The organism is Fimbriimonas sp. LA-C6, from assembly GCF_055398105.1.
The window spans coordinates 1,284,634-1,308,413 of sequence record NZ_AP038796.1 but is presented as its reverse complement, the minus strand read 5'-3'; the positions used below and the strand labels follow the sequence as shown (position 1 = coordinate 1,308,413).

Sequence of the window (23,780 nt, the reverse complement as noted above, 5' to 3'; positions counted from 1 at the left end):
GCAAAGTTGGGGGTCATTTACACGTGTTTATTCGGATTTGGAGTGATCTCTGCTTGTTGATCAACTTTCTTGATTGATGACAAATGCTGCATTCCGTTTCAACGATATGGTCAATTTTCTGTCAAAAGGAACACTATTACAAAACAAGCCGTCTACTCAACAGCAGTCATAGTGATACAGTGAGACTGTAGAATAAACCGCTCGGCTCCATCATCAGTGATGGGGTGGCCAGATAAGAGATATGAAACAGAGAAACGTCCGGGAAACGCTCGTTGCGTCGTCGCAACACGTGATCAACGATGCTCGTGGGTATGAGGAGTTCGCTCTGCGCGAGTTGCGTGCAGCTGGGTATCGGATTACCATGCCGCGTGTACAAGTCATCCGCTCTTTGGCCGATACGATCGTTGCGCTCAGTGCTTATGCGATCCACGAGAAGATTGTCAATAACGGTGGCAAGATCGATGTGGTGAGCGTGTATCGAATTTTGACAACCCTCCAAGAGGTGGGTCTTATTCACCACATTGGTGTGGTTGACGGTTATTTCCCTTGCCGGATGTCCAGCGGAAACGGCAAGCAGTCCGAAGTGGTTGTTTTTGAGGATTCGGGCGACGTTTTGGAGTTGAAGTTGCCACAGGCTGTTGTGGATGCGATTGAAGAGCAGTCTCACAAGAACGGCTTTGAAGTGGGCAGCATTCGCGTTGAGATCCTTGGTACTCGGGTTTCACGCTGACGAGTTGATTTGACGTGAAACGGGGCGGCTAGCTTTGCTAGCCGCCCCGTTTTCGTTTGTGGACGGTGTTCTTACTTGAAGAACATGTCTCGTTCGATGGTTGAGACGCCGTTGATGCTGTAGCGGGTGATCTTGATGCGAGTTTTATCGCCCCATTTGAGTTGGGAGATGGCTTCCTTCACATCTTGAGCTTTGTTTATTGTCTTGCCGCCGATTTCTGTGATGACGTCTCCGGTTTGAATGTCGTTCTTGTCGGCTACGGAGCCTGTGACGACGTCGGAAACGACTGCACCCTTGGCTTTGGCTGGGATGTTGAACTGCTTGCGTGTGTCGTCGTCGATGTTCGCGATTTGCACGCCGAGTTGGACTGGGCCTGTTCTTGGTTTATCTGGGGTTTCATCTTGATCCAGGTTCGGGAACTGTTTGGGGAGTTCTCCGAATGGGTCGAGTTGGAAACGACCTTTTGGCATTTCGACTTTGGGTTCGTCTGGCACCTTGTAGGCCATCAGCTTGATCTTGGTTGACTTGTGTTCGTCGCCTCGTAGGTATTCGACAGGGACCGTTGTTCCTGGGGCGTAGGCGAGCATGGCGTTTCGGAGGTCGAGTTGGCCTCGGATTTCGCTTGTGCCGATTTTTACGATGACGTCGTCTTTCTGGAGACCGGTGCTTGCTGCTGGCTCACCAACGATTCGGACGACGCGTGCACCACCGTTGGGGATGCGCGAGCCGGGTTTGGTGCGCTCGTACTCTTTGACATCGACTGGGATCAGGCCGAGCATGCTGCGGGTGAGCTTGCCTTTGCTGATGAGGATGTCTGCGATGAGCTTGACCTGGTTGCCTGGGATGGCGAAGCCGATACCGTTGCTACCGCCTGTTGGGCTGTAGATCGCTGTGTTCATCCCGATGACCTGGCCGTCGATATTGACGAGCGGGCCGCCCGAGTTGCCCATGTTGATGGCTGCGTCGGTTTGGATGAGGTCGGTATAGACTCGGTTTGAAATTGAGGTGCTTCGGCTGAGTGCGCTCACGTGTCCGATGGTGACCGTGTTTTCGAAGCCGAATGGAGCGCCGATGGCCATGGCGAACTGACCTGGCTCTACCTGTGAGCTATCGGCGAAGGTTAGGTAGGGGAGGTCTTTGCCTTCGATTTTGATGAGGGCGATGTCGCTATTGGAGTCGTTGGCGCGGGTGACTTTGCCTTGGAACTCTCGGCCGTCCTTGAGCGTGACGGTGACGGTTTCGGCGGTTCCTACGACGTGGTCGTTGGTGAGAATCCAGCCATCTGGCCGGAAGATGTAGCCGGAGCCTTCGCCCGAAGTCATGGGCATTCTCATTCCTTCCGCGTTCATCTCACGTTTGGAGGTGGCTTTGATATCGACAACAGCCGGAGCCACAAATTTGGCAAGGTTCTTGAACGAGGTGTCGAGATTTCTTAGTTCGGCGAGATTCTCGGTCTTCGTGGAACTAATCAATCTGGGCTTGACCGACATGACCTGCGGTTCAGAGAATGGCGATTTCCCGGCAGCGCCTGTTTTGACGCTTGCCATGCAGACCGCACCGAGTGCGATGCCTGCAACAAGTGTGTAGTAGACAGCCTTTGGCTTACTTGTATTCTGAGTCATTTGGGAATACGTTTCCTTGTGGGTTTGCGATAGCTAGTTTGCTTGAGCTCTTGGATACGGTGTTTTCCCGGCACGAGCCAAGTAATTATCCTTCACTTTCAAGCTTACGAACTTATCGCTTTCTAAATATGCGAACGCCGTGGTCCATGCTCTTGGTTCCCTCTTTGTGGAAACACAGTTGCCTTGGGACCAAGAGCCCATATAGGTTGTCGGCAGCGGTGGGTTTACTTGACAGTAGTTGGGGAAAGACTGGAGAAGTTTTTCTCGAACTGTTGGGCCGAGATCTGAGATGATCATCAGTCGGATTGCGCCAACGTCTCGGCGGCTTTCACCGTCCATGGTGGCTACCGTGTCGGGGTCGTTACGGCGGTATTCGTAGACGGTTGCCCTGGCGAGGCCATCTGTCAGGCGCAGGATCAGGGACTTCCACTGGGAGTTCTGATTGATCTGCATGTCTTGTGTTTGGAAACCGCAGGGGAGCTTAGTGGGAACGATGGGCGCGAACCCGACCATCTCTTTGGCTTTCGATGCATTCGTCAGTGAGGTGGGGCGTTGGTATCGAATGTGGTTGGTGCCTTCTGGGCATCGCATTTGGAAGACTTCGGGGTCGATTGATTCTGGGTATTTGATGTCTTGGACTTCGAACTGGACGACGACTTCACCTTCGGATGAGACGGTTTCCGTTTTGAGGGGGAAGTAGGTGGTGGTGTCCACGTAGAAGCGGCGTGTATCCATGTCTTCCGACTTGGGGGTGGCGACGATTTTCCAGGCTGTGCGTCCGGCGACCCTTGATTTGGAGTCCACGGAGAACTTGTAGTTCTTTGCCGCGAGGGCCAATCGGTATTCGATGTCCCCTTTCAGTTTGAGTGGGGATTCGTGATCGAGCAGCACTTTGGCGTCGGGATCGTAGAACATGTAGCGATCGCCATCATCGACCGACTCCATTCCTTGGGAGCGGAGTGGGTAGAGGACAGATTTGCGGGTTTTGCCGGTTTTGTCGCGCTCGATTTTGATTCTCTGTCTGGAGCCGTGTTGGGGATCTCTTTGCGAGATGATCCCCACTACGTTGACCGAGAACTTGGTCTGCATGCTGCGCTCTAGAAGGTCGATTGCCTTCTTATGAGAGCTTTGGGCATGCCCAGGGCCACTGAGTGTGCATGAAATGACACCCATTGCAAGCAGAGGATTAATGGCCATAGTTTGCAGTGGACATCATCGGCATTCCCGACATTGGATCTGCGGCAACGCTTACCATTTGATCACGCTGGATTTCCAGTGCGATGTTGCTTGCTTGTGTTTGCTGTGCGGGCGTGCTGCTTGCCGTTGCTTTTTGATTACTGGGATTTAGGAGTGTGAGCGTGACGAACATGGTCACTGCTGCCACGCCTGCGAACAACACGAAGGATCGATGTATGGAGTAGCGATTGCCCACGGGAACCTGATCGTGGGTTCGCACGGCTTTTAAAAGGCGTTGCTCGAAGTCGGCGGCAGGTTCGGGTGCGGAAATGCCTCCCAGGATTGCCTTGAGTGCTCTCAAGTCTTTTTCTTCGGCTGCGCATGCGTTGCAGTCTCGGATGTGCTGCTTGATTTGCAGGACTTCGGAGGCTGGTAGTTCGCGGTCGATGTACGCCGAGAGATTGTTTTGCACAAATTTACAGCTCTTCACTGTATCCCCCATAGGTGTCTGGTGCATTTTTGAGAAGGTGTTGTTTGAGTTGTTTTCGCCCACGATGAATTCGCGAGCGAACCGTTCCGACTGACGTTCTCATGATCTCTGCGACTTCCTCATAAGCTAGTCCTTCTACGTCTGCAAGCAGTACGGCCGTTCGAAATTCTGATGTCATTGCGAGCAGAGCTTTCTGAACGGGTTCCTCTAGAGAGTTTTCCATCATTAGCCGGTCTGGTGAGGCATCGAAGTCCGGTAGTTCCCAGGTGGTTGTACCTTCTTGGCTCTCTACTTCTAAACTGGTGACTTTGAGACGGCCTTTTCTGCGGACTGAATCGATATGGGCGTTTGCCATGATTCGGTACAGCCAGCTGGTGAAGGGGAGGGAGTCGTCGTACCTATGGAAAAACCGATAGGCTCTGAGGAAAGACTCTTGGACGAGATCTTCTGCTTCTGAGGCGTTTCCGGTGAGTCGAAAAGCGAGGCTGTAGGCCTGTTTATAAGCATCGCGCATGAGGCTTTCGAACAGGGCTTTCCTGTCTTGCGCTGCTACGGGTCTTTCTTTTACTGCCAAGAAGAACATTTCGGAGGACCTTCCAATTCGTTGATAGTACGGGGTCGAGCGGTTAAACAGTTCCCCGCGAATTACAACCTGGTACTTAGTCCCAATAGTTGTGCAAAGAGTGCATCGAATACCAGGCCAGCTGACACGTTGCCCTGAATTTTGCGGTGTGCTTCGATGACGAATTGGGGCCAGTTTGGGTTGACGCCTGGCTCTCTGGCGAGGAAGGTTGCCAGGAGGGAAAGGGTCTCAGCGTTGCTGGTTCTGGCTCCTCTTTTCTGGACGGCTTCGACTTTGTCGCAGATTTGACGGAACTCTTCGCTGACGACGAGTGCGTCGCCGATTTTGCGGGACTTGAGTGACTTGGCGAACTGTGCGATGAGTCGGTAGGAGTCGGGTTTTTCCAGAAGACGTGCGAGGCGGCCGGGGGTGCCTTCGGCGAGTCTTATGTCCTCTTCGGTGGCTTCGGGGAAGTTTGCTCGGAGTTCATCGAGTTCGGGGACTGCGCAGGCTACTGCTAGGCACCTGGAGAGGATGGTGGGGAGGACGCTGCCGACGCTGTCTGTGGTGAGGATGAGCTTTGCGTGAGGGTGTGGCTCTTCTAGGGTTTTGAGGAGGGCGTTGGAGGAGTCTCGGTTCATTCGGTGGGCATCGGTGAGGGATGCGACCTTGTGACGGGACATGAGGGGTGGGGTTCTGAAGAACGGGATGAGGGGCGTGGGGAAGTCCTCGGCGTCCTTTGGGCTGTCTGTGTATTGGATGGCTCCCAAGCGGATGATGTTGCTGGGTTGGGCTGGCCGAATGTTGAGCAGGTCGGCGCAGGTGCCTCGTTCGAACGAGAGACATGCTTGGCATTCGCCGCATGCGCCTTCGGGTCCTGGCTTACGGCAGAGCCATGCCTGGGCTAGGATTTCTGCCAAGACTTCTTTGCCGGAACCTGCGGCGCCGTAGAACAGCACTGCATGGACTCCACACTCTTCGGTTGCGAGGCGGTGGACGAGTTTTTTAGCGCCTTGGAGACCGGTGAGGTGGCTTAGTTTAGAAACGGTGGAATTGTTCGACATTCATCACAAACATCACGGCACCGCCCACGGGCACTTTTACAGGGCTGGGGATGAATGCGCCGGGAGGAGCGGTCTCGTAGGGGAGGACATTGACTAGTTGTTCTCGGCTTTGCGAGTTTTGCTCGACGACCTTTTGAAGGGTTGAAAGCTCTTCGTCGGCAACACCGATGAGGTACGTGGTGTTTCCTTCACGTAGGAATCCTCCGGTTGAACCGATGATCGTGAACTTGAAGCCAGCTTTGACTAGCTCGTCGGTGACACGGTTCTTGTCTCGGTTGTGGACAATGCAGACGGCGAGTTTCACTACCGGACATTATACGTGACCCTGGGTTGATTGCCCTAGTGTTTCGCACGGGGCGATGAGGGGGGTGTCTTTCTGAGCTTGAAGTAGGGGCAGCAGAGTGGATCGCCGATGACGATGTCTTCCCAGCCGACGAAGTGGGAGGCCGCATAGAGGCTTTCGGCCATGGTGTATCCGGCTGTATAGAGGTCTAGAGAGATGGTTGGTGAGGCGATTGCTTGGAGCAGGGGTTCATCGGAGTAGCCTTTGCCGCAGGTGAGGCCTCGGGCGATGAGGTCTGCGAGGAGCGATTGGCCGCCTTCTGTGGGGAGGAAAGTGCGGGCGCTTGTGGAGACTGCTGTGTCGGAGATTGAGCCAGGTGCGAATTTGAGTGAGAGATAGGCTTCGGCGGAGTATTTGGCGTCGTTGCTGCCCCAGGAGAAGTATCCGAGTAGGTCTGATCTTTGGCCGATGAAGGTTTCTGATAGGTCGAGTTCGGTTGGGATTTTTCTCGCAGTTAGGACTTCGTTTGCGTGTTGCATGTCGGCGTTGAAGTCGCTGTATTCAGACTCGCGGAGGATGGTTGTGGCGGTGATGGGGCAGGGTTGCTTGGCTTTGTCGCCGAGACCGAATGCGGGTTGGACGTCGAGCAGGACTTTGCCTTTTTTGAGGAGTTTTGGTTGGGTCGATTCGGCTTGGAGTGCTCGGGTTACGAGGGCTTTGGCGTCGGCTTCGGTGTAGCCGTCTAGTCGGGTGACGAGGTAGCCGCCGAATTTTGCGTGGGTGAAGGGCTCGGCGGCGTTCCAGTAGCGGTTGCGGTATGCGGTGCCGGTTGCTCCACTTCCGGTGATGGAGATTTTTACGGCGTCGGGAGTGAGGTTGTAGTCGAGGGCTGATAGGTAGCTGTCGACTGAGGGGTGGCCGCGTGTGAGTTCGGGCTCTTTACTGCCTTCGTCGCAGCATCCGAGAGGCGCGCCTGCGATGCGGATGGGGACACCTTTTGTGAGGACGATGAAGTTGATGGATGGGTGTTTGGCTAGGTAGGTGCGGAGTGGTTTTTCGATTTTTGAGGTGTAGTCCGCTAGTGGGATTGTTTCGTTTGCTGTGTTGAGAGCGGAGTCTTGGCATTGGATTGAGATGCGGTTGCGGATGTGTCTCTTCTTGGCGTAGTCGGCGGCAACGGATTTGGAGATGGGGCTGTTTGTGTTGCAGACCAGGAGCACTTCATCTGGGCTTCTTTTCTTGGGTGTATTGGGCTCGATTGCTGGTGAAAGCGATGCGAAGAGCATCAGAGCGGCGACTGGGAGGCATCTCAACTTCATGGAGTTTTTTGAATTTACCTGGGTGGGTTTTTGAAGGGATGTGTGCGTGTCAAGTGGTTGGATTATTTACGCGATTCAGCCGTGTTGAAATGCGCAATATGTTGAATAAAGTATAAGAATTGGATGAATATGTAAACAAATTAGATAAATTTAACAGTGACTTAATTAAGTAGATAAAGGATGGGTGATGCTTGGGGAATCGCTGTTAGATCCCCCTTGGAGAGTTTTATGAAACGAGCCTTCACCCTTATTGAGCTCCTCGTTGTAATTGCAATCATTGCGATTCTCGCTGCCATTTTATTTCCTGTTTTCGCGCAAGCAAAGGTTGCTGCTAAGAAGACGGCGGCGATTAGCAATCAGAAACAGATCAGCCTTGGGTTGCTGATGTATATGGGCGACAACGATGACACCTATCCTCGACAAGACAGCTGTGCGCCTGGCAGCTCTTTGAACCCAGATCTGAATAGCAAGCCGTTCAATAATCCTGGAGCGGGATGTACGACTGGCGCTTTCTATTACCGTGTCAACCACTTCTCGTGGCAGAAGTATGTGTTTCCTTATTCGAAGAACGTGGCTCTCTTCGAGCATCCGCTTCGGCAGAAGGACTCTACTAACTGGACGAATAATGGACAAATCTATGGTTCGTTTGCGTTGAACCTAGGCTTTACAGGAGCTTTGGATACGAACGCAGGCAATACGCCGAACAAGGCCTTTGGGAATCGCGTGCCTTTCACGGGTGGTACGCAGTCTGGAATTCCTAGCGTGTCTGAGGCGGCGATTTTGATGGAGTACCCGAGTGGGCAGTCCTCGGTGGTTCCTACCATGACGGACGACACGCAGCCATCCACCTCATCGCTTACTGCTTATCCGGTGGCAGTTCGCGAGTATTGGCGATACAAGATGATGAAGGGGACTGTTATTGACTGTGTGAATGGCACGAGCGGTACCGAACCTGATCCACAGAAGATTGCGTCGGGTGGTGTTGTTCTTGGATTTGCTGACGGTAGTGCTAAGTTCTACCAGGCGTCGAAATTCCTTGCTAAGACTCCGACGAAGGCTGAGATATTTGCAGGCGGCACTTATAGTTTCGGAAACGATTGCAGCAACTTCTCGGGCAACCTTGGATTTACGAAGCTGAATCCGAAGCTTGACTACCCGATGTGGGGACTCAGCCAGTGAGAACTGGTCTTGCTTTGATCCTGGCTTTGGTTGCTGGGATTTTGGTTGTTGGGTGCTCTGCGGGCGAGGTCACCGAGTCGGACTCGGCGAAGGTTCGGGCAGAATTTTCGCAGGACAAGTATGAGGCGGCTATGAAGGCTGCTGGCAAGGGTGACGAACTTGCTAAAGAGAAAGCCGCTGCTAGTGCGCGTGCGGACAGTCAGTAATTGAGATAGGAGGCTTCGCGGGTTATTGGTGGATTGAGACCATGCCTGCGGAGCCTTCGCTGCCTCTGACCGTGATGTGGATGGGGGTGAATTGTTTTACTACCCAGACGGTTGTGAGGAACCTTGAGGTTAGGACGGAGACCTTGAAGGTGGTGGGGCCCTCTGCTAGGACGCAGGGGAGCAGCATTTGATCGGCTAGGAACGGGTCTACGGTGGACTCTGTGCGTTGCCAGTCGACCAGGTCGTCGAATGCGCCTTGGATGACTGATTCTGCGCGGATGCTGCGGCTTCCTAGGGCTGTTGAGCCGCCGAAGCCTTTTTCGTAGTGTGCGGAGAGTGTTACGTAGAAACCTGGCTCGTGGGAGTCTGGTGACAGAAGCTCGATGTTTACGGGCATGTTGGCGTGTTTTGCCAGTTGTTTGAGGTGCGCTTCTGCTCTTTCTAGGAGGGAGATGGGGAGGTTGCTGCAGACTAGGGTGGCTTGGATTCCTAGGAACCTGCCTCTGTCGAGCCATTCGATTCCATGGAGGGCGCACGGCTCTATGTCCATGGAGACTATTCCGGCTGATTCTCTTCCGAATCCCGCTTGCATGAGTGTTGGGTAGGCGTAGAGGCCGACTTTCTTGAGCGCGGGTAGGGTGAGGGTGGAGAAGGCGTCGTAGCAGAGGCTGTTGGAGCCGTAGGTTTCGCCTTCTATGCTGATGCTGCTGTACATGCCTGTGAGGGCTAGGACGGGCAGGAGCGTATTGAGGACGATGAGTGCGTTGGAGCCTCGGCCGTTGTTGTGCCGTGGCGATTCCAGGGTGCCGTTGATGCCCTTGGCGCGCCTGGTGGGGAGGAAGCTGAAGGTTTTGGAGCCGATCTCGACGCCGATGGTTTCGGCCTGTGTGGAGATGGCGAGAGCCTTGATGATCGCGATGTCTTCAGGATCTAGGCCAGCGTAGCGGGTTGCTCCGCGTACGTTGATGATTCGGAGCGGCTGCTGGGTGAGCGCGCTCATTGCGATTGCTGTGCGAACGAGGGCGCCGCCGCCCTCGCCGTGGGAGCCATCGATGACGATCACTGCGCCAGATGCCATTTTAAACCTTGAGTTTGAATACTAGGAACTCCAGCAGTTTGAGCGAGTAGGTGAGGGCGATGAGGATGACGCCTGCGAGCATTGCTTCGACGAAGAATGCGGGTGCGGTGGCGGTTGCGCCACCTCTTTGGAAGGTCAGGTTATTGAATACTCGGTTGACGCTGTTGAGGATGTTCTCGACCTGGGCAACCAGCGGGCCGTGGAGCCCTGCGTACACCAGGACATAGAACGAGATGGTGACGGGGAGGAACAGCTTGTATTTGTGCTTCTGGTGCTCGTTGTAGATCACGCAGCTCTTGCACCGCTCTCTTTTTTGAGCGACGGTGAGGCGGTTGTTTCTTGGGATGTAGTTGGCGGCTAGAAGTGCATCTTTGGGAACGGGTTTGTTCTCCATTGCGTTTCGGATGACTTCTTCTTCGCACATGCAGCCGGTTTGTTCGCGCCAGCAGGTGACCTTGGCGTGGAAGATGGGGCAGCGCTCTCGGACGAACTTGCGGCAGTAGGGGAGTTGCCAGCATTTGCCCATGAAGACGTTCTGCTTGTCGGTCTCTTCTTTGATGCCTTTGCCGTATTTGAGCTGGTCGGCTTTGGCGCCGGTTTTAATTCTGTTTTTGGCTCTGTTGGCGATGTCTACCACGAGGACGACGATCGCGATGAGGCCGAGGATGAGTCCGCCGAGTTGGATGGCGGAGAGGGCCGAGTTGATGGCTTCGTTGGGGCTCTTGTCGCTTCCCATGAGCATGGGGACGTAGAGCGGAGCGAAGTACAGGGCACCTGCAATGAGGAGTTGCGCTGCTCCGAGGAGTTCCTCACCCCAGAAGAGGTAGGTGGAGCCAATGGCAACGCCGGTGACGCCGAAGGCAAGAACCTTCTTGAACAGCTCGACGTTGTTCATTGCGTCGCGTGCGAGGGTTTCTTGGCCTGCGACTTTGAAACATGTGAAGACAAGGATCCCTACGGAAATGAGGGAAGCAAGTGCTCCTAAACTGAATAGGAGCTTTGCAGCACCAGTAAGAAAATCCTGGAAACTCTCTGAGAGATCCCTCGTTCCGTATGACTTGCTCATGAAGTTATTTCTTTACGCGTTCTAGGTAGGACTCGGTTCTCGTGTCCACTTTGATCGTGTCGCCGACATTGATGTGGATTGGGACCTGGACACTTGCTCCAGATTCAAGCTTAGCTGGTTTGGTTTGTCCGCTACTCACCGTGTCGCCTTTATGCCCAGGATCTGTTTCCACGACCTCTAGTTCGACAAAGTTGGGTAGTTCGTATCCCAAGGTGACCTCGTTTGCTACGAGCGCTACGATTTCCATATCTTCTTTGAGGAACTTGGCTTGGTCGCCGAGGTTGCTCTCTGGGATTGGAATTTGCTCGTATGTATCGAGATCCATAACGATCATATCGTTCATTTGTCTGTAAAGAAATTGCATCTTTACTTTCTCAACGAACGCTGGTTCTACTCGCTCGCCGGATCTGAAGGTCTTTTCGATGACCTGTCCCGTGCGAACTTTGCGAAGACGAGTTCTAACAAATGCACCGCCTTTTCCGGGCTTTACGTGTTGGAATTCAATGATCGTCCAGACGTCATTGTCCATGTAGAAGTGCATGCCATTCTTAAAATCACTTGTATCGATTGCCAATCGGGTTGCTCCTGAGTCTATAAGCTTCTCGCATTGTGGCACGCGAGACGCTCTCGCTTGTAGCACCGTAAGGCAAGACGTTGCAAACACTCATGCGTTGCACAAAGATTTCTCAAATATATTAAGAAAAATGCAAAAGATCCAGAGAGTCATTACATTCGCCCTATTGACGGCTGTCAGCAGCGTTGCTCAGGCTCAATTTGCGTGGCCGAAGGCCGGCTATCACGATCGTCCTGATGGGCTGTATCAGGAGGATCCTTTCATCGTGGAGTATCGGATGAAATTTTTTAGTGTGTTCAAGGGAGACTTTGCGACGTTTGAGAAAGCGTACACAGAGATTCAGGGGATGCTGAAGAAAAATCCGAAGGATGCTCGGGCTTTGGTTTGGTTGGGAAATGGGCAGACGATCAAGGCTGGATTGGCTTATACGAAGGGAAACCAGGCTGAAGCGAGGTCTTTGATCAAGCAGTCGAGTTCTACTTTGGATCGTGCGGTTTCGCTTCGTCCGAAGGATCCGAACATCTACATGATGCGTGCGGCGACGTTGTATGTTCAGGGGCAGTATTTTCCGAAGGACTGGTTGCCTAAGGCTAACTGGGAGACGCTTCGGGACGATTGTTTGCGTTTTGTTAAATTTATTGGACCGCAGAAGATGCCTAAGGTGTCGATCCATCTTCGGGGGGAGACTTATGGAGAGTTGGGGATCGCTTATTTGAACCTTGGGGAGACTTCGAAGGCTAGAGCGGCCTTTGAGAAGGTCTTGGCGATGAACCCGGGCACTGCGTATGCGGATCGGGCGAAGAAGGAGCTTGAAAAGCTGAAGGCAAGGTGAGCCTGAACTGGTTCAGGCTCATCTTGCGAAGGGGGGCGCTTAGAAGCGAATACCGACGGTTACGCTGAGAGCGCTGGTATCGACTCCGCTGATCTTGCCGCGGAAGTTGTAGGCAGCTTCGAGGTTGTACCGGCCGCCAAATTCGAGACCGACGAGGGCTGTTCCACCGATTCGGTAGGCCTTGTCGGAGAATGACTGTCGGGAAGTGGTGGTTCCGCCGCTTCCGTTGTCTACGGAGACGAGTCGGCTTGCATCGACCTTACCGTATGCAACGCCTACGCCGAGACCGCCATAGAACGTTGGAGCTCCAGCTTTAACGCCCTTTGAGAATGGGAATCGGTCGACGAGGTTGAGGTTGAAGGACTCGATCTTGTTGCCGTTGCCGCTATTGCGTACGAAGTCGAGGTCGACGGACAACTTGCCGAATGAGAAGCCCTTGATGGCGTCAGCTGGGAGCAGGTAGCTGACTCCGAGATCAAAACCGGTTGCCTTTGTCGCATCGCGTGATGTTCCGGTGGTGAGGTAGTTGATACCGGCTTTCAGTGTGAAAGGTGTCTTTGCTTCTTGAGCGTGAGCTGAGGTGACGACCATGATGGTCGCTGCTGATGTTAGTAAGATATTCTTCAAAGTAGATTCTCTCCTCGAGTGATCGTTGGGAAGCTCATCGACTTCCTGGGCTAATTAAAACATATTTGTAGGACGTCACGCTTCACCAATAGTCCTAAATGGAAGAGGATTGCATCTTGGTTTGAACCTGTTCTGGGAGCGACCATGGTGGCTAGATCTTGCATATTTGTCCAGGATAAACCGTTCTTCTTGAATATATCAAAGAGTTCGTCAATGATGTCTGGACGGATCAGTGGGAGTGTTTCGTCGTAGAATTGCAGCGTCACTTCGCCCTTGGCGACCTGGCTGCCGAACGGACTTAACCGTAATTTTGCTGTCTGTGGATTGACCTTTGTGGTCGCGTAGTTTGCGAAAGTCTCTTGGAAGGGGATGGGTAGGCCAAGTTGCTGGGCGTCTTGTCTTCTTTGGTCTCTTTGCTCCGTTGTTTCCGTTTGTGCTTCGCGAAGCATGTCCTGCCAGTACCCGAAAAGGAGATTTGACGCGATGTCCCATGTGAACACTTTGAGGATGCGCTCTCTGCCTGCGGTGCCTAGTTGCTTTCGTAGCTGGGGGGACTGGAGGAGGGCTTGGAGGCGTTCACGGAGCTGATCGTTGTTGGTCCAGACGTTTTGGGCTAGAAGGAGGAAGTTTGCGGTGAAGGGCACTGCGGGACTCATTTCATCGATTCTGTTGAGGCCCGGCATCCAGGCGGTTTCGATGAAGTAGCCGGTTTCGCCTTCGATGACCATGTCTCGCATTCCGTCCCAGTCGGTGGTGATGACGGGTAGACCGGCTGACATGGCCTCTAGGATTGTGTTGTTCATGCACTCCTGGACGTTGTCGCTGGGGCATGCGAAGATGTCTGCGGCTGCGTAGTAGAGTGAGCGGGACCAGGGTTCTACTTTGTTGATTGCTAGGAAGCGATCGCCGACTCCGCATGTGTCGGCTTCCTGTTTGAGTCTTGCCAGGTATCCGGGTGAGTTTTCGAATCCGGCGAGGACGAGATGATCTGTGGGTCCGGCTACGGCTGCAAACTGGCGGACGAGGGGCATTAGGTCGGCTTTGGTGTTGGGTGTGAGGCGGCCTAAGTAGAGTGTGATGGTTCCTTCGGTGGGTAAACGGAGGAGGCGTCGGGCGTCTGTTTGTCGCTCTTGGGTGGCGGGGCGGAACTGCTCTGTATCGACTGTGTTGGGGAAGAATTCGAGCTTGAAGGGTTCGGGGGCACCAGCGGGGCTTATGTAGCCGTTGAAGGTCGCTCGAATGTGGTCGCGGCAGGCGTTGCTGAGGCAGCCGATTGCGTCGTAGGGGACTCGGGCTTGATGTGCGACGCGGTGTAGGACTTCGTAGATTGGGAGGTGTCCCATGCCGTGGGTCATGGCCCAGATTGGGGTGGGGCCGGTGGCGAACCGGTCTCGTAGGTAGCGGTCTCTTGCCATGAGGGCTACATCGACTGTGAGCAGGATTCTTGGGGTTGGATCTTGCCAGACCTCTGGGAGGGCGTGGATGGGATAGAAGCGAAGGACGCCTTTGCCTCGGAGGTGTACGGGCAGAACGCGGCCTGCGATCTGGCCCATGAGTTCTCTTCGTTGGTACTCGACTGGGGGGAGGTAGAATTCGATGGCTTCGAGTCGCGGATCTGCAATGAGCTTTTTGAGGACATGTGAGATGCCGAGATTGGCACCATGGACATCGACGCCGCCTTCGACGGAATCGATTTGCTCTAACTGTTGAAGAACGACGCTAACTACTAAACCAGGCACGGAAATGACTATACATGCCTGGGCTATACGCGGACGACTGTTGCTTCTGGCAAGAGGTGCTCAATCACGGGGCGTCTTGCTATTTCGCTGCCGTCGGTGAGTGCGGTTGCTGCTCCTGCGGCTAGGCCCCATTGGAAGGCATCGGGTAGGGAAAGGCCGTCTTCGAGTGCCCACAAGAGGCCTCCGATGAGTGAGTCGCCACTGCCTATGGTGCTGTGCGGGATGATCTTTGGTGAGGTTCCGACGTAGCGTCCGTCCTCGGAGAATAGAACTGCGCCATCGGCACCTCGGCTGATGACGGCGAAGCCCCCTGGTGCGAGAAAGTTTTGAAGATGGTCGCAGGCTGATAGTGCTTCTTCGAGGGTGTTGACGGGGCAGCCGAGGAGGCGGGAGCACTCTTTGTGGTTCGGCTTCACGAAGTGGGGTTTGGCGTTGAGACCGAGGCGCAGTGCTTCTCCATCGGCGTCTAGCATGACGCGGCATCCTGCTTCTGAGAAGAGCTTTCCGAGGATCTCAAATGCTTCGATGGGGACGCCGGGTGGGAGTGAGCCGCCTAGTGTGGCCCACTTGGCGTTGTGGGCGAGTTCTGAGCATTTTTTGAGTAGGGCGTCCCATTCTGCCTTGCTGATTTCGGGGCCGCGTTCGTTAAAGGTGGTGGGAGGTTTGCCGCTGTCATCTTCCACGCTGAAATTGGTGCGGGTTTCACCTGCGACGGGCACGAAATCGTTGGTTACGCCTTGTTTGGTGAGGACTGCCTGAACGTAGGCTCCGGCTCCTCCGCCTAGGAAGCCGGTTGCGGTTGTTGCTCCGCCTAGTTCTGCGACCACACGGGATACGTTGACGCCTTTGCCGCCTGCATCACGCTCGGTTCTTGTGACCCGATTTGTGTCGTTGAAAACTAGCTGGTGTAGGAACAACGCATGATCGACACACGGGTTTAGCGTAACGCTGAGAACCATGTTTTATTATGGTCCTGTGGGGGTAGCCCAGAGAGGCTACTGGGCCATTACTTCGGCGAGGAGTAGTTTCTCTGGGTCGATATCGCGCTCTGTGCTGAGAACGTAGCTGAGTGGGTGGCTGACGAGCTTGCCGCCGTCTGTACCGACCATTTCGCCACGGAAGCCGCTGATGAGTCTGTTGGCTGCGAGTGCTCCTAGGCGAAGGGCTAGAACTCTGTCGAATGCTGTTGGGCTTCCGCCGCGTTGCATGTGTCCGAGGACGACTGCGCGGGTGTCGAAGCCTGTGTTCTTTTGGATGAAGTCGCGGATGTCGCTTGCTCTTGCTGCACCTTCGGCGACGATGATGATGGAGCTTCGCTTGCCTTTTTGGGCCTGTTCGTTGAGGCTTTCGCAGATTTGGAGGAGGCTGTAGGGAACTTCGGGTAGCAGAACTGCTTCTGCGCCGCCTGCGATGCCTGCTTCGAGGGCGATGAAGCCGTTTCTTCGTCCCATGACTTCGATGACGAAGACGCGTTCGTGGCTATAGGCGGTGTCTCGGACTCGGTCGATGGCTTCGACTGCGGTGTTGACGGCGGTATCGAAGCCGACTGAGAAGTCGGTTCCGCTGATATCGTTGTCGATGGAGCCTGGGACGCCCATGACGGGGAAGTCAAACTCTTCGTGAAGTTTGAGGGCTCCGGTGAGGGATCCGTCTCCGCCGATGACGACTAGACCTTCGCACTCGTTTTTGCGCAGAACTTCTAGGGCCGTTTGGCGTCCTTCAAGTGTCATGAAGGTTTTGCTTCGTGCGGTTCGGAGGATGGTGCCTCCACGATCGATAATCCCGCCTACTGCGAGGGAGTCGAGGGCTTTGCTTTCATCATTGATGACTCCTTCATATCCATGATAGAAGCCAACAACGTTCACGCCTCTTCCCAATGCAGCGCGAACCACAGCTCTTAGTGCTGCGTTCATTCCCGGAGCGTCGCCTCCGCTAGTAATAACTCCGATTCTCTTCAAAGCTTTCGGTCCTCTTTAGGCGACAATGCCCGGCTCATTATGACGAACCCAACACCTGTGTAGAATACGGTCTTGGACGAATCGATCAATCGAAGGACATATGCCCCCTCATAATCTCTCTTCACCCGTTGGTATCTTCCTCCGGCCGACCCTGATGGTGGACGATGGAGACTCGCTTTCGCGGGCCATTGCCATGTTCCGAGAGAACGGGCTGCCTGTGCTGCCGGTGGTTCACGAACGGAAGCTGGTGGGTGTCATTACTGAGTCGGTAGTCGCAGTTGCATTATTGGACGACGTGGACTCAAATGTAGCTGCGGGACAGTATGCCTTAACGGATTTCCCAACTATTCGGCCTTATGAGAGTGGTGCTGAGGCTTTGCGCCGCACTCAGGATGGCGATGTGTTGGTTGTTACGGACAACGACGGCTATGTTTTAGGGGTTGTATCGCCTTCGGATCTGTGGCCCAGGAAGTTGGATTTGCCGAGGCCGCCGATGGTGGGTGGGATGGCCACTCCTTTTGGGGTTTATCTCACGACTGGGAATATTTCTGGTGGAGTTTCCAAGTGGGCGCTTTTGGCTACGGGGGCGGTTATGTTTACGATGCTCGCGTTTGGCACGGTTGTGGCGACTTTGGCGATGGACTGGATGGAGCAGCACCACGTTTCCGTGTCGGTGAGCACCTTTGTTGGGAACGTTTTGTCGGTTGGGGTCTTTTTGCTGTTGATGAGGCTAGTGCCTCTCTCGGGGACCCATGGTGCGGAGCATCAGGTGGTTCACGCGATTGAGCGGGAGGAGGAGCTTGTTCCGAGCGTTGTGAGTCGGATGCCATTGGTTCACCCTCGTTGCGGGACGAATCTTGCTGCTGCTGCGGGTCTGTTCTTGGGAATTGCTTCTGCGGAGAGTGTTATCAGCGACTTTGGTGCTCGGTGCATGCTCGGGGCGGTGGTGACGCTGTTTTGTTGGAAGTCGCTTGGATCGTTTATGCAGCGGTATGTGACGACCAAGAAGCCGACTCAGAAGCAGCTTGAGGGTGGAATTCGCTCGGGTGAGGATCTATTGATGCGTTATGCGCAGGCGGAGCATTCGGTGGTGAGTATTCCGGTGCGGATTTGGAATAGCGGTTTGTTGCATGTGGTTGCGGGATCGAGCTTGATGTTGGGGATCATCTGGTTGCTGGATCGGCTCTTTCACTGGAATCTGCCGATTTCGTGAGCCGATTTGGGGGACTAACGACCGAGCGAGTGGTGTAGAGATGGTATCTTGTAGTGTCCGAGGTTTGTCTTGAACGTTATTTACAACATTCTCATTGGTATCGGCATCATCGTTGCCATCGTTTTCTCGTTGCTCGTGTTGATCACTGGCAAGGGCGACGCAATGTCTGGCGGCGGATCGATCCGAACGACCTACAAAGGCAAAGCGAACTTCGACGACATCATGTCTCGAGTCACCCTTTATTTGGGCATCTCGTTCATGGGCATTATGCTCGTGGTCGACATCATCAGCGCGCACCTTACCAAGACTAAGTAAGGGCTGAAACAGAAAGAAGGCGTGTTGCTTGCAACACGCCTTCTTTCTGTTTGGCTTGAAGGGTTTTTACTTCTTCTTTGCTTTTGGAGTTGGGAGGTGAGGAGCCTTTGCGTACTTGGCTGGGTTCTTCTTGAACGCGTCTGGGCAGCCAGCGCAGCAGAAGTAGTATCGGTTGCCCTTGTAGTCGGCGAACATCTTGTCTTTGGTTGCTTTGGCGATGTCCAGCTTGTGGTCTGGCATCACTGCGCAAGCGATGGTCTTTGGAGCTGCGGCTGGCTTCTTGGCCTGAGCTGCAGCGAACGAACAGACTGCCATTGCAGCCAATACGATCATTGAGAACTTCTTCATTTTTGATTACCTTGAAATATCCGACGAATCGGATTGAAATCCAATTATCGGCAACACTGCTAGTATACGAAGAAAAAAGTGGCTTGCTTCACTATCGGGAAAGATGAGACTTAAAATCCTGCAAACAAACGACATGCATGGAACTCTGACTGAGGAGCGTTTTCAGCAGTTGAAGGCGCTTCGGCGGGAGGCTGACGTGTACTTTGACTGTGGGGATGCGGTTAAGACGGGGAATGTGGGGATCCCTGTGCGGCCGGAGGCTGTGTGGCCTTTGTTGTCTCAACTGGACTGTACTGCCAGTGTTCCTGGAAATCGGGAGAGTCACTTTTTGGCTCCGGTGTTTGAGTCTAAGTTGGCTGGTGCGACGCATCCCATTTTGTGTGGGAACCTGCATCTTAAGGATGGGACTTATCCGTTGCCGCGTACTCTGATTCATGAGTCGCAGGGGATTCGCGTTGGGATTTTGGCGGTGATGGTGCCTATGGTTACGGAGCGGATGAAGACCAAGGCGATTTCTGCGTATCTTTGGGATCAGCCGGTGCCGGTGGCTTGCGGTCTTGCCGAGGAGCTTCGGCCGCAGGTGGACTTAGTGATTGCTTTGACCCACATTGGGCATCGGGCGGATGTCCAGCTGGCCGAGATGGGTGTGGTGGATATTATTTTGGGCGGGCACTCTCATACGATCTTGGAGTCGCCTGAGAAAGTGGGTGGTAGTTGGATTTGCCAGGGTGGATCGCACAACCGATTTGCTGGGTTGTATGAGTGGGATGGGACCACTTTGACGGGTGGTCTTCATCCCTTGAGATAGGTTAGGGAACGAGCATCGTACCGATGCCCGTGTCCGTAAAAACCTCGACCAGCAGTGCGTTGGCTGCGCCGCCGTTGATGAGATGGACGCTTTGGACGCCGTTTTCCAGCGCGTGGATGGCCCCTTCTAGTTTGGGGATCATTCCTCGGTCTGCTCTTCCGGAGTCGAGCATGCTGTGGGCCTGCTCTCTTGTGAGTCGGGAGATGGTGCTGTTGGGGTTGTCTTTGTCGCTCAGGACGCCGTTGGTGTCGGTGAGGAGGACGAGTTTGCTGGCACCTATGGCTGCGGCGATGGAGCTAGCTGCGCTGTCAGCGTTGACGTTGAGCGGCTGGTGGTTGGCATCGGTGGCGACGCTACAGACGACGGGGATGTATCCGGCTTCTGAGGCGACTTTGAGGATGCCTGGGTTGACGCTGGTGATATCGCCGACTCTGCCGAGTTCTTCGGAGATTTGTTCGGCTACGAGGAGGTCTGCGTCTCGTCCTGAGAGGCCAATGGCTTGTCCGCCGGCTTTTTGGACTTCGGCTACGAGGGCTTTGTTGGCTCTTCCGGCGAGCGCCATTTCTACGACGTCCATGGTTTCGTCATCGGTGACGCGTAGGCCGTTGAGGGTCTTTTTTTCCATGCCGAGTTTTTGGAGCCAGCCGTCGATTTCTGGTCCGCCACCGTGGACGAGGATGGGGTGGATGCCTACCAACTGGAGCAAGAGTACGTTGCGGATGACGCCTTCCATGAGACCGGGGTTGCGCATGGCGCTGCCGCCGTATTTCACCACGAAGGTTTGGCCACGGAAGGACTGGATGTAGGGCAAGGCTTGGTTGAGAACGTCTGCCTGCAGTTGGGGGTCGAGCATTGACACTGGTTTACCTGAATTCGTCTAGGGCTGGCTCTGAGATTCGATTCGCGTCATACTCTGTTTATGCCAGAGCTTTTGCATACGGCTCTTCTCGGATTGCCGCCCGCACGTGTTGGAAAGGTGCGAGAAGTGTACGATTTAGGTGATGAGCTACTCATCGTAGCCACCGACCGCATTTCCGCATTTGACGTTGTTATGGCGAACGGTGTGCCTGATAAGGGGCGCATTTTGAACCAGATGAGCTACTTCTGGTTTGAGAAGCTTGCCGACGTTTGTCCGAACCACGTGATTACGGTGGATGATGCCGAAGTCCAGAAACGGTGCAAGCAGCCTCAGCCTGAGCTTGCTGGGCGCACGACGGTTGGGAAGAAGGCGAAGCCGCTTCCTATTGAATGTGTTGCTCGCGGATATATTTCTGGATCGCTTTTGAAAGAGTATCGCGCGCAGGGAAGTGGCGTGCATGGTCTGGAGTTGGCAGAGGGGCTGGTGGAGTCTTCTAAGCTTGCGGAGCCGATTTTTACTCCTGCGACCAAAGCTGAAGAGGGGCATGATGAGAACATCTCTTTTGCCCGCGCTGTGGACTTGGTGGGTAAGGAGACGGCTGAGCTGGTGAGGGATTGGACTCTTAAGCTCTATTCACGTGCGGTTGAGCATGCGGCGACGGTTGGGCTTGTGTTGGCTGATACCAAGTTTGAGTTTGGTGAGACGAAGGACGGGATTATTTGGATTGACGAGGCTTTGACGCCTGACTCGTCTCGATATTGGGAGGCTTCTGCTTATTCGCCGGGGCAGTCTCAGCCGAGTTATGACAAGCAGTTTGTTCGTGACTTTTTGGAGTCGAGCGGTTGGAACAAGATGCCGCCTGGGCCGGTTTTGCCTGAAGATGTGATTCAGCGGACGCGACAGAAGTATTTGGAAGCTTATGAGCGCGTTGTGGGTAGACCGCTCGACGCCTGAGTCCTAAACTATGTGGCTTCTCTATAACATCCTGCTTACTTTGCTGGCACCTGTTTGGGTGCCTTGGATGGTTTGGCGGGTATGGAAGCGGAAGGAGAAGCCGGTTTGGGCTGAGCGGTTTGGCAATTACGCGAGCGTTCCCAAGAAGACTGATCGGCCTCGCGTTTGGGTTCATACGGTTTCGGTTGGGGAGTTTGTGGCTGCCCAGCCGGTGCTGAGGGAGATTCGGAAGATTGCTCCTAACTATGAGATCGTGGTGAGTGTGACCACGAGCAGCGGGCACCAGACTGCTCGCAACGGGCCTGAGGGGTTGTTTGATCACCTGGTTTACATGCCCATGGATGTGGCTCGTTTCCAACTGTCGGCGCTTCAGCGTGTGAGGCCTGATGTGGTGATGGTGTTTGAGACGGAGCTTTGGATGAATTTTCTGTGGGCGTCTCAAGTGTTTGATGCGAGAACCTATTTGGTCAATGGTCGCATCTCGGATAAGAATTTTCGTCTTTCCAGGCATCTAAAGTTTTTCTATGGTGCTCTGTTTCGATTTGTGAACCACTGCTTGATGCAGACCGAGGTCGATGCGGAGCGGATTGCTTCTCTTGGGGCTAAGCGCGTTACCGCTTTAGGTAATTGTAAATTTGATCAAGCATTAGAGGGAATCACCGCAGTTAGTTCTGAGTTCTCTGAGAGCTTCCATCTGGATGGTGGGAAGATAACTATAGTAATAGGTTCAACCCGAGGAGAGAGCGAGGAGCAGTTAGTGCTGGAGGCTTTGGGGCTGGTTGGATTTGATCGGCTTAATGTGATTCATGCTCCTCGGCACCTTGAGCGGGTTCCTGAGTTGACTCGATTGGTGAAGGAGAAGACCGGTGGTGTTGCGCTTCGTTCGGAGAAACAGATCGGGCCTTATATGATCTTGGACACGTATGGCGAGCTTTCTCGTGTTTATGCTCTGGCCGATATTGTGATCATTGGTGGTGGGTTTTCGAACTTGGGTGGGCAGAATATCATTCAGCCTCTTGCGCATGGGAAACCGGTTTTGCATGGTCCTCACATGCAGAATTTTCGAGATGTGGTGACGATGGCTTTGAATGCTAAAGCATCAATTCAATGTGATAGTGCCGAAACACTTGCTAAAACAATCCTAAATTTAATAGAGTATTCCGAGCTTCGGGAAAGTATGGGGGCGGCGGCGATTCAGCTGGTGAGCGAGAATGCCGGTGCAAGCGAGAGAATTACTAAATTTATCTTTTCCTAACTTGACACGTATCGCTTAAGTGTTTTTGAACGAGTAAAATTACCAGCCATGAACCTAGATGTCGGAATTATTATGGGCAGCAAGAGCGACCTCGATACCATGAGGGCCGCTGGCGATGCTCTTGAGAGGTTCAACATTCCTTTTGAGATTCGCGTGGTCAGTGCGCACCGTACTCCGGAAGGGATGGTTTCGTATGCAAAGTCAGCTGCGGCGCGCGGTTTGAAAGTGATTATCGCTGGCGCTGGTGGGGCTGCTCACCTTCCTGGGATGGTGGCTTCGCTGACGACGCTGCCGGTGGTGGGTGTGCCGGTTCACACACGTGCGCTGGGGGGCGTTGATTCGTTGTATTCGATTGCCCAGATGCCTGCGGGCGTGCCTGTGGCTACTGTTTCGATTGGTGGCGGCTTCAATGCGGGGCTGTTAGCAGCTCGAATCCTGGCGGTTCATGATGCGGAGTTGGCGGCTAAGCTGGAAGCGTACGCGGAAGAGATGCGGATGATTGTGGCTGAGATGAATAACACGCTGGGCGAATAGTTATCGCCCAGCTGACGGGTTTTTACTTGCTCATCTTTACGAGGAGTTCGTATGCGGCCTCTTCTAACAGGATTCGCTTGATGTAGAACCGGATTTTTTCGTCGGAAGACATTTTGTCTACTTTGATGCTTGGATCGACTAGCTCGGGTTTGAGGGAGTTCTCCATCACCTTTTTCTGGCCAGCGTTCAGTGATTTCTTGACGGCATCGAACACCAAGTCCGTCATTTCGTTTAGGGCTACTTGGCGTCGGATGCCGAGTGCTCTGGTGAGTCGAAAAGTCTCTAGTTGGAGTTCCCGTGGTGGGTAGGCGCCTTTTTCGACTGCAGCAGCGATTGCGGCGGTGAGTTTGGCATCTAGTTTTGCCAGATCTCCATCTTCAAGTTTTCGAATTTCGAGTTCCTTCTGGCGAGCCTTTTCGATGGCTGGAAGGATGTCTTTGACCTGCTCTTTGGTGAGTGCGAGCGGGATGATCTGCACCATTGCGTCTAGCTGACGCATTTTGCGTAGGATTTCGTCGCTTTTGGCACCGTTTTCGGTGACGGTTTGAGCGGAGGATGAACCTACCAGGCATGTGGCGAAGATCAGACTTAACAGAATCGGCTTCATAGACTTTCTTGGGACTCCTCTTGAGTGGACGACGGGGACGTGCTTGGGGTTACTGCTGATTCTCTTGCTAGCACCGCAAGCATGGCTGTTGCGTAGGTTTGTGCGTGTACAAAAACCAGGCCGACTAGGGTGATCACGATCCATGCCCAGGGCTTCATTGAGCCTGGAACAAACCCTTGCAGTTGGTCGATGAGTAGCAGGCACAGAAACAGCAGGCACAGACCGCCGATGAGCAGCAGTGGTGCGCCGATCAGTCGTTGTTTACGACTGAGGTCTTTGACTGTTTGCAGGAGTGCTCTGCCTCTTCGGACTTGTAGCACACCGTAGCCGATCCATATGAGGAACGACAATCCGGCTTGAATCATGAACACAACTCAATCGT

At 53.9% G+C, this 23,780-nt stretch carries 28 protein-coding genes; 10 read left to right on the top strand and 18 right to left on the bottom strand.

Annotated features, from left to right (window positions below; translation table 11 throughout):
• Positions 1-241 precede the first annotated feature (241 nt).
• Positions 242-730, top strand: coding sequence for a Fur family transcriptional regulator (locus ACZ51B_RS06130; RefSeq protein WP_464296354.1), 489 nt, complete (start codon positions 242-244; stop codon positions 728-730).
• 71 nt (positions 731-801) lie between these two features.
• Here the strand turns inward: ACZ51B_RS06130 and ACZ51B_RS06125 are convergent, their stop codons facing one another.
• The 7 genes from ACZ51B_RS06125 to ACZ51B_RS06095 all read right to left on the bottom strand — a co-directional run bounded on the left by ACZ51B_RS06125 (position 802) and on the right by ACZ51B_RS06095 (position 7,246).
• Positions 802-2,352 (bottom strand): trypsin-like peptidase domain-containing protein, encoded by a 1,551-nt coding sequence (locus ACZ51B_RS06125; RefSeq protein ID WP_464296353.1) that lies wholly within the window; start codon positions 2,350-2,352, stop codon positions 802-804.
• 33 nt (positions 2,353-2,385) lie between these two features.
• Positions 2,386-3,549 (bottom strand): sigma-E factor regulatory protein RseB domain-containing protein, encoded by a 1,164-nt coding sequence (locus ACZ51B_RS06120; protein WP_464296352.1) that lies wholly within the window; start codon positions 3,547-3,549, stop codon positions 2,386-2,388.
• Complete coding sequence (locus tag ACZ51B_RS06115; RefSeq protein ID WP_464296351.1) at positions 3,539-4,000, bottom strand: anti-sigma factor family protein; 462 nt, start codon at positions 3,998-4,000, stop codon at positions 3,539-3,541. The genes ACZ51B_RS06120 and ACZ51B_RS06115 overlap by 11 nt, the downstream gene beginning before the upstream one ends.
• A gap of 4 nt (positions 4,001-4,004) precedes the next feature.
• A complete protein-coding gene (locus ACZ51B_RS06110) occupies positions 4,005-4,601 on the bottom strand; it encodes a sigma-70 family RNA polymerase sigma factor (protein ID WP_464296350.1) in 597 nt (198 codons plus the stop codon).
• 62 nt (positions 4,602-4,663) lie between these two features.
• Positions 4,664-5,644, bottom strand: a complete 981-nt coding sequence (locus ACZ51B_RS06105) for a hypothetical protein (protein WP_464296349.1) — start codon at positions 5,642-5,644, stop codon at positions 4,664-4,666.
• On the bottom strand, positions 5,619-5,948 hold the full coding sequence (locus ACZ51B_RS06100) for a cyclic-di-AMP receptor (protein ID WP_464296348.1): 330 nt from the start codon (positions 5,946-5,948) through the stop codon (positions 5,619-5,621). The genes ACZ51B_RS06105 and ACZ51B_RS06100 overlap by 26 nt, the downstream gene beginning before the upstream one ends.
• 35 nt (positions 5,949-5,983) lie before the next feature.
• Entirely contained in the window at positions 5,984-7,246 is a 1,263-nt protein-coding gene (locus ACZ51B_RS06095; RefSeq protein WP_464296347.1) for a TIGR03790 family protein, read from the bottom strand.
• A 228-nt stretch (positions 7,247-7,474) separates the two neighbouring features.
• Between ACZ51B_RS06095 and ACZ51B_RS06090 the strand changes: the two genes are divergently transcribed.
• Together ACZ51B_RS06090 and ACZ51B_RS06085 are read left to right on the top strand one after the other, a co-directional pair.
• Positions 7,475-8,425 carry a prepilin-type N-terminal cleavage/methylation domain-containing protein gene (locus ACZ51B_RS06090; RefSeq protein ID WP_464296346.1) on the top strand — a complete coding sequence of 317 codons (951 nt, stop codon included), beginning with the start codon at positions 7,475-7,477 and terminating at the stop codon, positions 8,423-8,425.
• Positions 8,422-8,631: a hypothetical protein gene (locus ACZ51B_RS06085; protein WP_464296345.1), complete on the top strand. Its 210-nt coding sequence runs from the start codon at positions 8,422-8,424 to the stop codon at positions 8,629-8,631. Before ACZ51B_RS06090 ends, ACZ51B_RS06085 begins: the two co-directional genes overlap by 4 nt.
• Before the next feature lie 22 nt (positions 8,632-8,653).
• Here the strand turns inward: ACZ51B_RS06085 and ACZ51B_RS06080 are convergent, their stop codons facing one another.
• From ACZ51B_RS06080 to efp, 3 genes are read right to left on the bottom strand one after another with little or no spacing between them, the layout of a single operon-like run.
• The gene (locus ACZ51B_RS06080) at positions 8,654-9,709 is read right to left on the bottom strand and encodes an RNA 3'-terminal phosphate cyclase (protein WP_464296344.1); all 1,056 of its coding nucleotides are present in this window, start codon (positions 9,707-9,709) and stop codon (positions 8,654-8,656) included.
• 1 nt (position 9,710) lies between these two features.
• Positions 9,711-10,775 (bottom strand): NADH-quinone oxidoreductase subunit J, encoded by a 1,065-nt coding sequence (locus ACZ51B_RS06075; protein WP_464296343.1) that lies wholly within the window; start codon positions 10,773-10,775, stop codon positions 9,711-9,713.
• 4 nt (positions 10,776-10,779) lie between these two features.
• Positions 10,780-11,349, bottom strand: a complete 570-nt coding sequence (efp, locus tag ACZ51B_RS06070) for an elongation factor P (RefSeq protein ID WP_464296342.1) — start codon at positions 11,347-11,349, stop codon at positions 10,780-10,782.
• 130 nt (positions 11,350-11,479) lie between these two features.
• On the opposite strand from efp, the gene ACZ51B_RS06065 reads away from it, so the two are divergent.
• Entirely contained in the window at positions 11,480-12,181 is a 702-nt protein-coding gene (locus ACZ51B_RS06065; RefSeq protein ID WP_464296341.1) for a tetratricopeptide repeat protein, read from the top strand.
• 39 nt (positions 12,182-12,220) lie between these two features.
• Here the strand turns inward: ACZ51B_RS06065 and ACZ51B_RS06060 are convergent, their stop codons facing one another.
• Genes ACZ51B_RS06060 through pfkA form a run of 4 tightly spaced genes read right to left on the bottom strand, consistent with a single transcriptional unit; the run spans position 12,221 to position 16,505 of the window.
• Positions 12,221-12,808, bottom strand: a complete 588-nt coding sequence (locus tag ACZ51B_RS06060) for an outer membrane beta-barrel protein (protein ID WP_464296340.1) — start codon at positions 12,806-12,808, stop codon at positions 12,221-12,223.
• Positions 12,809-12,858: 50 nt separating this feature from the next.
• Complete coding sequence (locus tag ACZ51B_RS06055) at positions 12,859-14,547, bottom strand: glycosyltransferase family 4 protein (protein ID WP_464296339.1); 1,689 nt, start codon at positions 14,545-14,547, stop codon at positions 12,859-12,861.
• Between the two features lie 23 nt (positions 14,548-14,570).
• Positions 14,571-15,506: a 1-phosphofructokinase family hexose kinase gene (locus ACZ51B_RS06050; protein ID WP_464296338.1), complete on the bottom strand. Its 936-nt coding sequence runs from the start codon at positions 15,504-15,506 to the stop codon at positions 14,571-14,573.
• 36 nt (positions 15,507-15,542) lie between these two features.
• On the bottom strand, positions 15,543-16,505 hold the full coding sequence (gene pfkA / locus ACZ51B_RS06045) for a 6-phosphofructokinase (protein ID WP_464296337.1): 963 nt from the start codon (positions 16,503-16,505) through the stop codon (positions 15,543-15,545).
• A 100-nt stretch (positions 16,506-16,605) separates the two neighbouring features.
• On the opposite strand from pfkA, the gene ACZ51B_RS06040 reads away from it, so the two are divergent.
• Together ACZ51B_RS06040 and ACZ51B_RS06035 are read left to right on the top strand one after the other, a co-directional pair.
• Positions 16,606-17,718, top strand: a complete 1,113-nt coding sequence (locus tag ACZ51B_RS06040) for a DUF1385 domain-containing protein (protein WP_464296336.1) — start codon at positions 16,606-16,608, stop codon at positions 17,716-17,718.
• Positions 17,719-17,787: 69 nt separating this feature from the next.
• Positions 17,788-18,033, top strand: coding sequence for a preprotein translocase subunit SecG (locus ACZ51B_RS06035; protein WP_464296335.1), 246 nt, complete (start codon positions 17,788-17,790; stop codon positions 18,031-18,033).
• Positions 18,034-18,099: 66 nt separating this feature from the next.
• On the opposite strand, the gene ACZ51B_RS06030 is transcribed toward ACZ51B_RS06035, so the two are convergent.
• The gene (locus tag ACZ51B_RS06030) at positions 18,100-18,381 is read right to left on the bottom strand and encodes a YHS domain-containing protein (protein WP_464296334.1); all 282 of its coding nucleotides are present in this window, start codon (positions 18,379-18,381) and stop codon (positions 18,100-18,102) included.
• A gap of 103 nt (positions 18,382-18,484) precedes the next feature.
• On the opposite strand from ACZ51B_RS06030, the gene ACZ51B_RS06025 reads away from it, so the two are divergent.
• The gene (locus ACZ51B_RS06025) at positions 18,485-19,189 is read left to right on the top strand and encodes a metallophosphoesterase (protein ID WP_464296333.1); all 705 of its coding nucleotides are present in this window, start codon (positions 18,485-18,487) and stop codon (positions 19,187-19,189) included.
• A 1-nt stretch (position 19,190) separates the two neighbouring features.
• Here ACZ51B_RS06025 and argB read toward each other — a convergent pair whose 3' ends face one another.
• The gene (argB, locus tag ACZ51B_RS06020) at positions 19,191-20,042 is read right to left on the bottom strand and encodes an acetylglutamate kinase (protein WP_464296332.1); all 852 of its coding nucleotides are present in this window, start codon (positions 20,040-20,042) and stop codon (positions 19,191-19,193) included.
• Between the two features lie 66 nt (positions 20,043-20,108).
• Here argB and ACZ51B_RS06015 point away from each other — a divergent pair, with 66 nt between their 5' ends.
• Genes ACZ51B_RS06015 through purE form a run of 3 tightly spaced genes read left to right on the top strand, consistent with a single transcriptional unit; the run spans position 20,109 to position 22,791 of the window.
• Positions 20,109-21,002, top strand: coding sequence for a phosphoribosylaminoimidazolesuccinocarboxamide synthase (locus ACZ51B_RS06015; protein ID WP_464296331.1), 894 nt, complete (start codon positions 20,109-20,111; stop codon positions 21,000-21,002).
• Between the two features lie 10 nt (positions 21,003-21,012).
• On the top strand, positions 21,013-22,257 hold the full coding sequence (locus tag ACZ51B_RS06010; RefSeq protein WP_464296330.1) for a 3-deoxy-D-manno-octulosonic acid transferase: 1,245 nt from the start codon (positions 21,013-21,015) through the stop codon (positions 22,255-22,257).
• A gap of 48 nt (positions 22,258-22,305) precedes the next feature.
• Positions 22,306-22,791, top strand: coding sequence for a 5-(carboxyamino)imidazole ribonucleotide mutase (gene purE, locus ACZ51B_RS06005; protein WP_464296329.1), 486 nt, complete (start codon positions 22,306-22,308; stop codon positions 22,789-22,791).
• Positions 22,792-22,813: 22 nt separating this feature from the next.
• On the opposite strand, the gene ACZ51B_RS06000 is transcribed toward purE, so the two are convergent.
• Both ACZ51B_RS06000 and ACZ51B_RS05995 read right to left on the bottom strand, forming a co-directional pair.
• Positions 22,814-23,398, bottom strand: coding sequence for a hypothetical protein (locus ACZ51B_RS06000; protein ID WP_464296328.1), 585 nt, complete (start codon positions 23,396-23,398; stop codon positions 22,814-22,816).
• The gene (locus ACZ51B_RS05995; protein ID WP_464296327.1) at positions 23,395-23,769 is read right to left on the bottom strand and encodes a hypothetical protein; all 375 of its coding nucleotides are present in this window, start codon (positions 23,767-23,769) and stop codon (positions 23,395-23,397) included. The genes ACZ51B_RS06000 and ACZ51B_RS05995 overlap by 4 nt, the downstream gene beginning before the upstream one ends.
• Between the last annotated feature and the right edge of the window lie 11 nt (positions 23,770-23,780).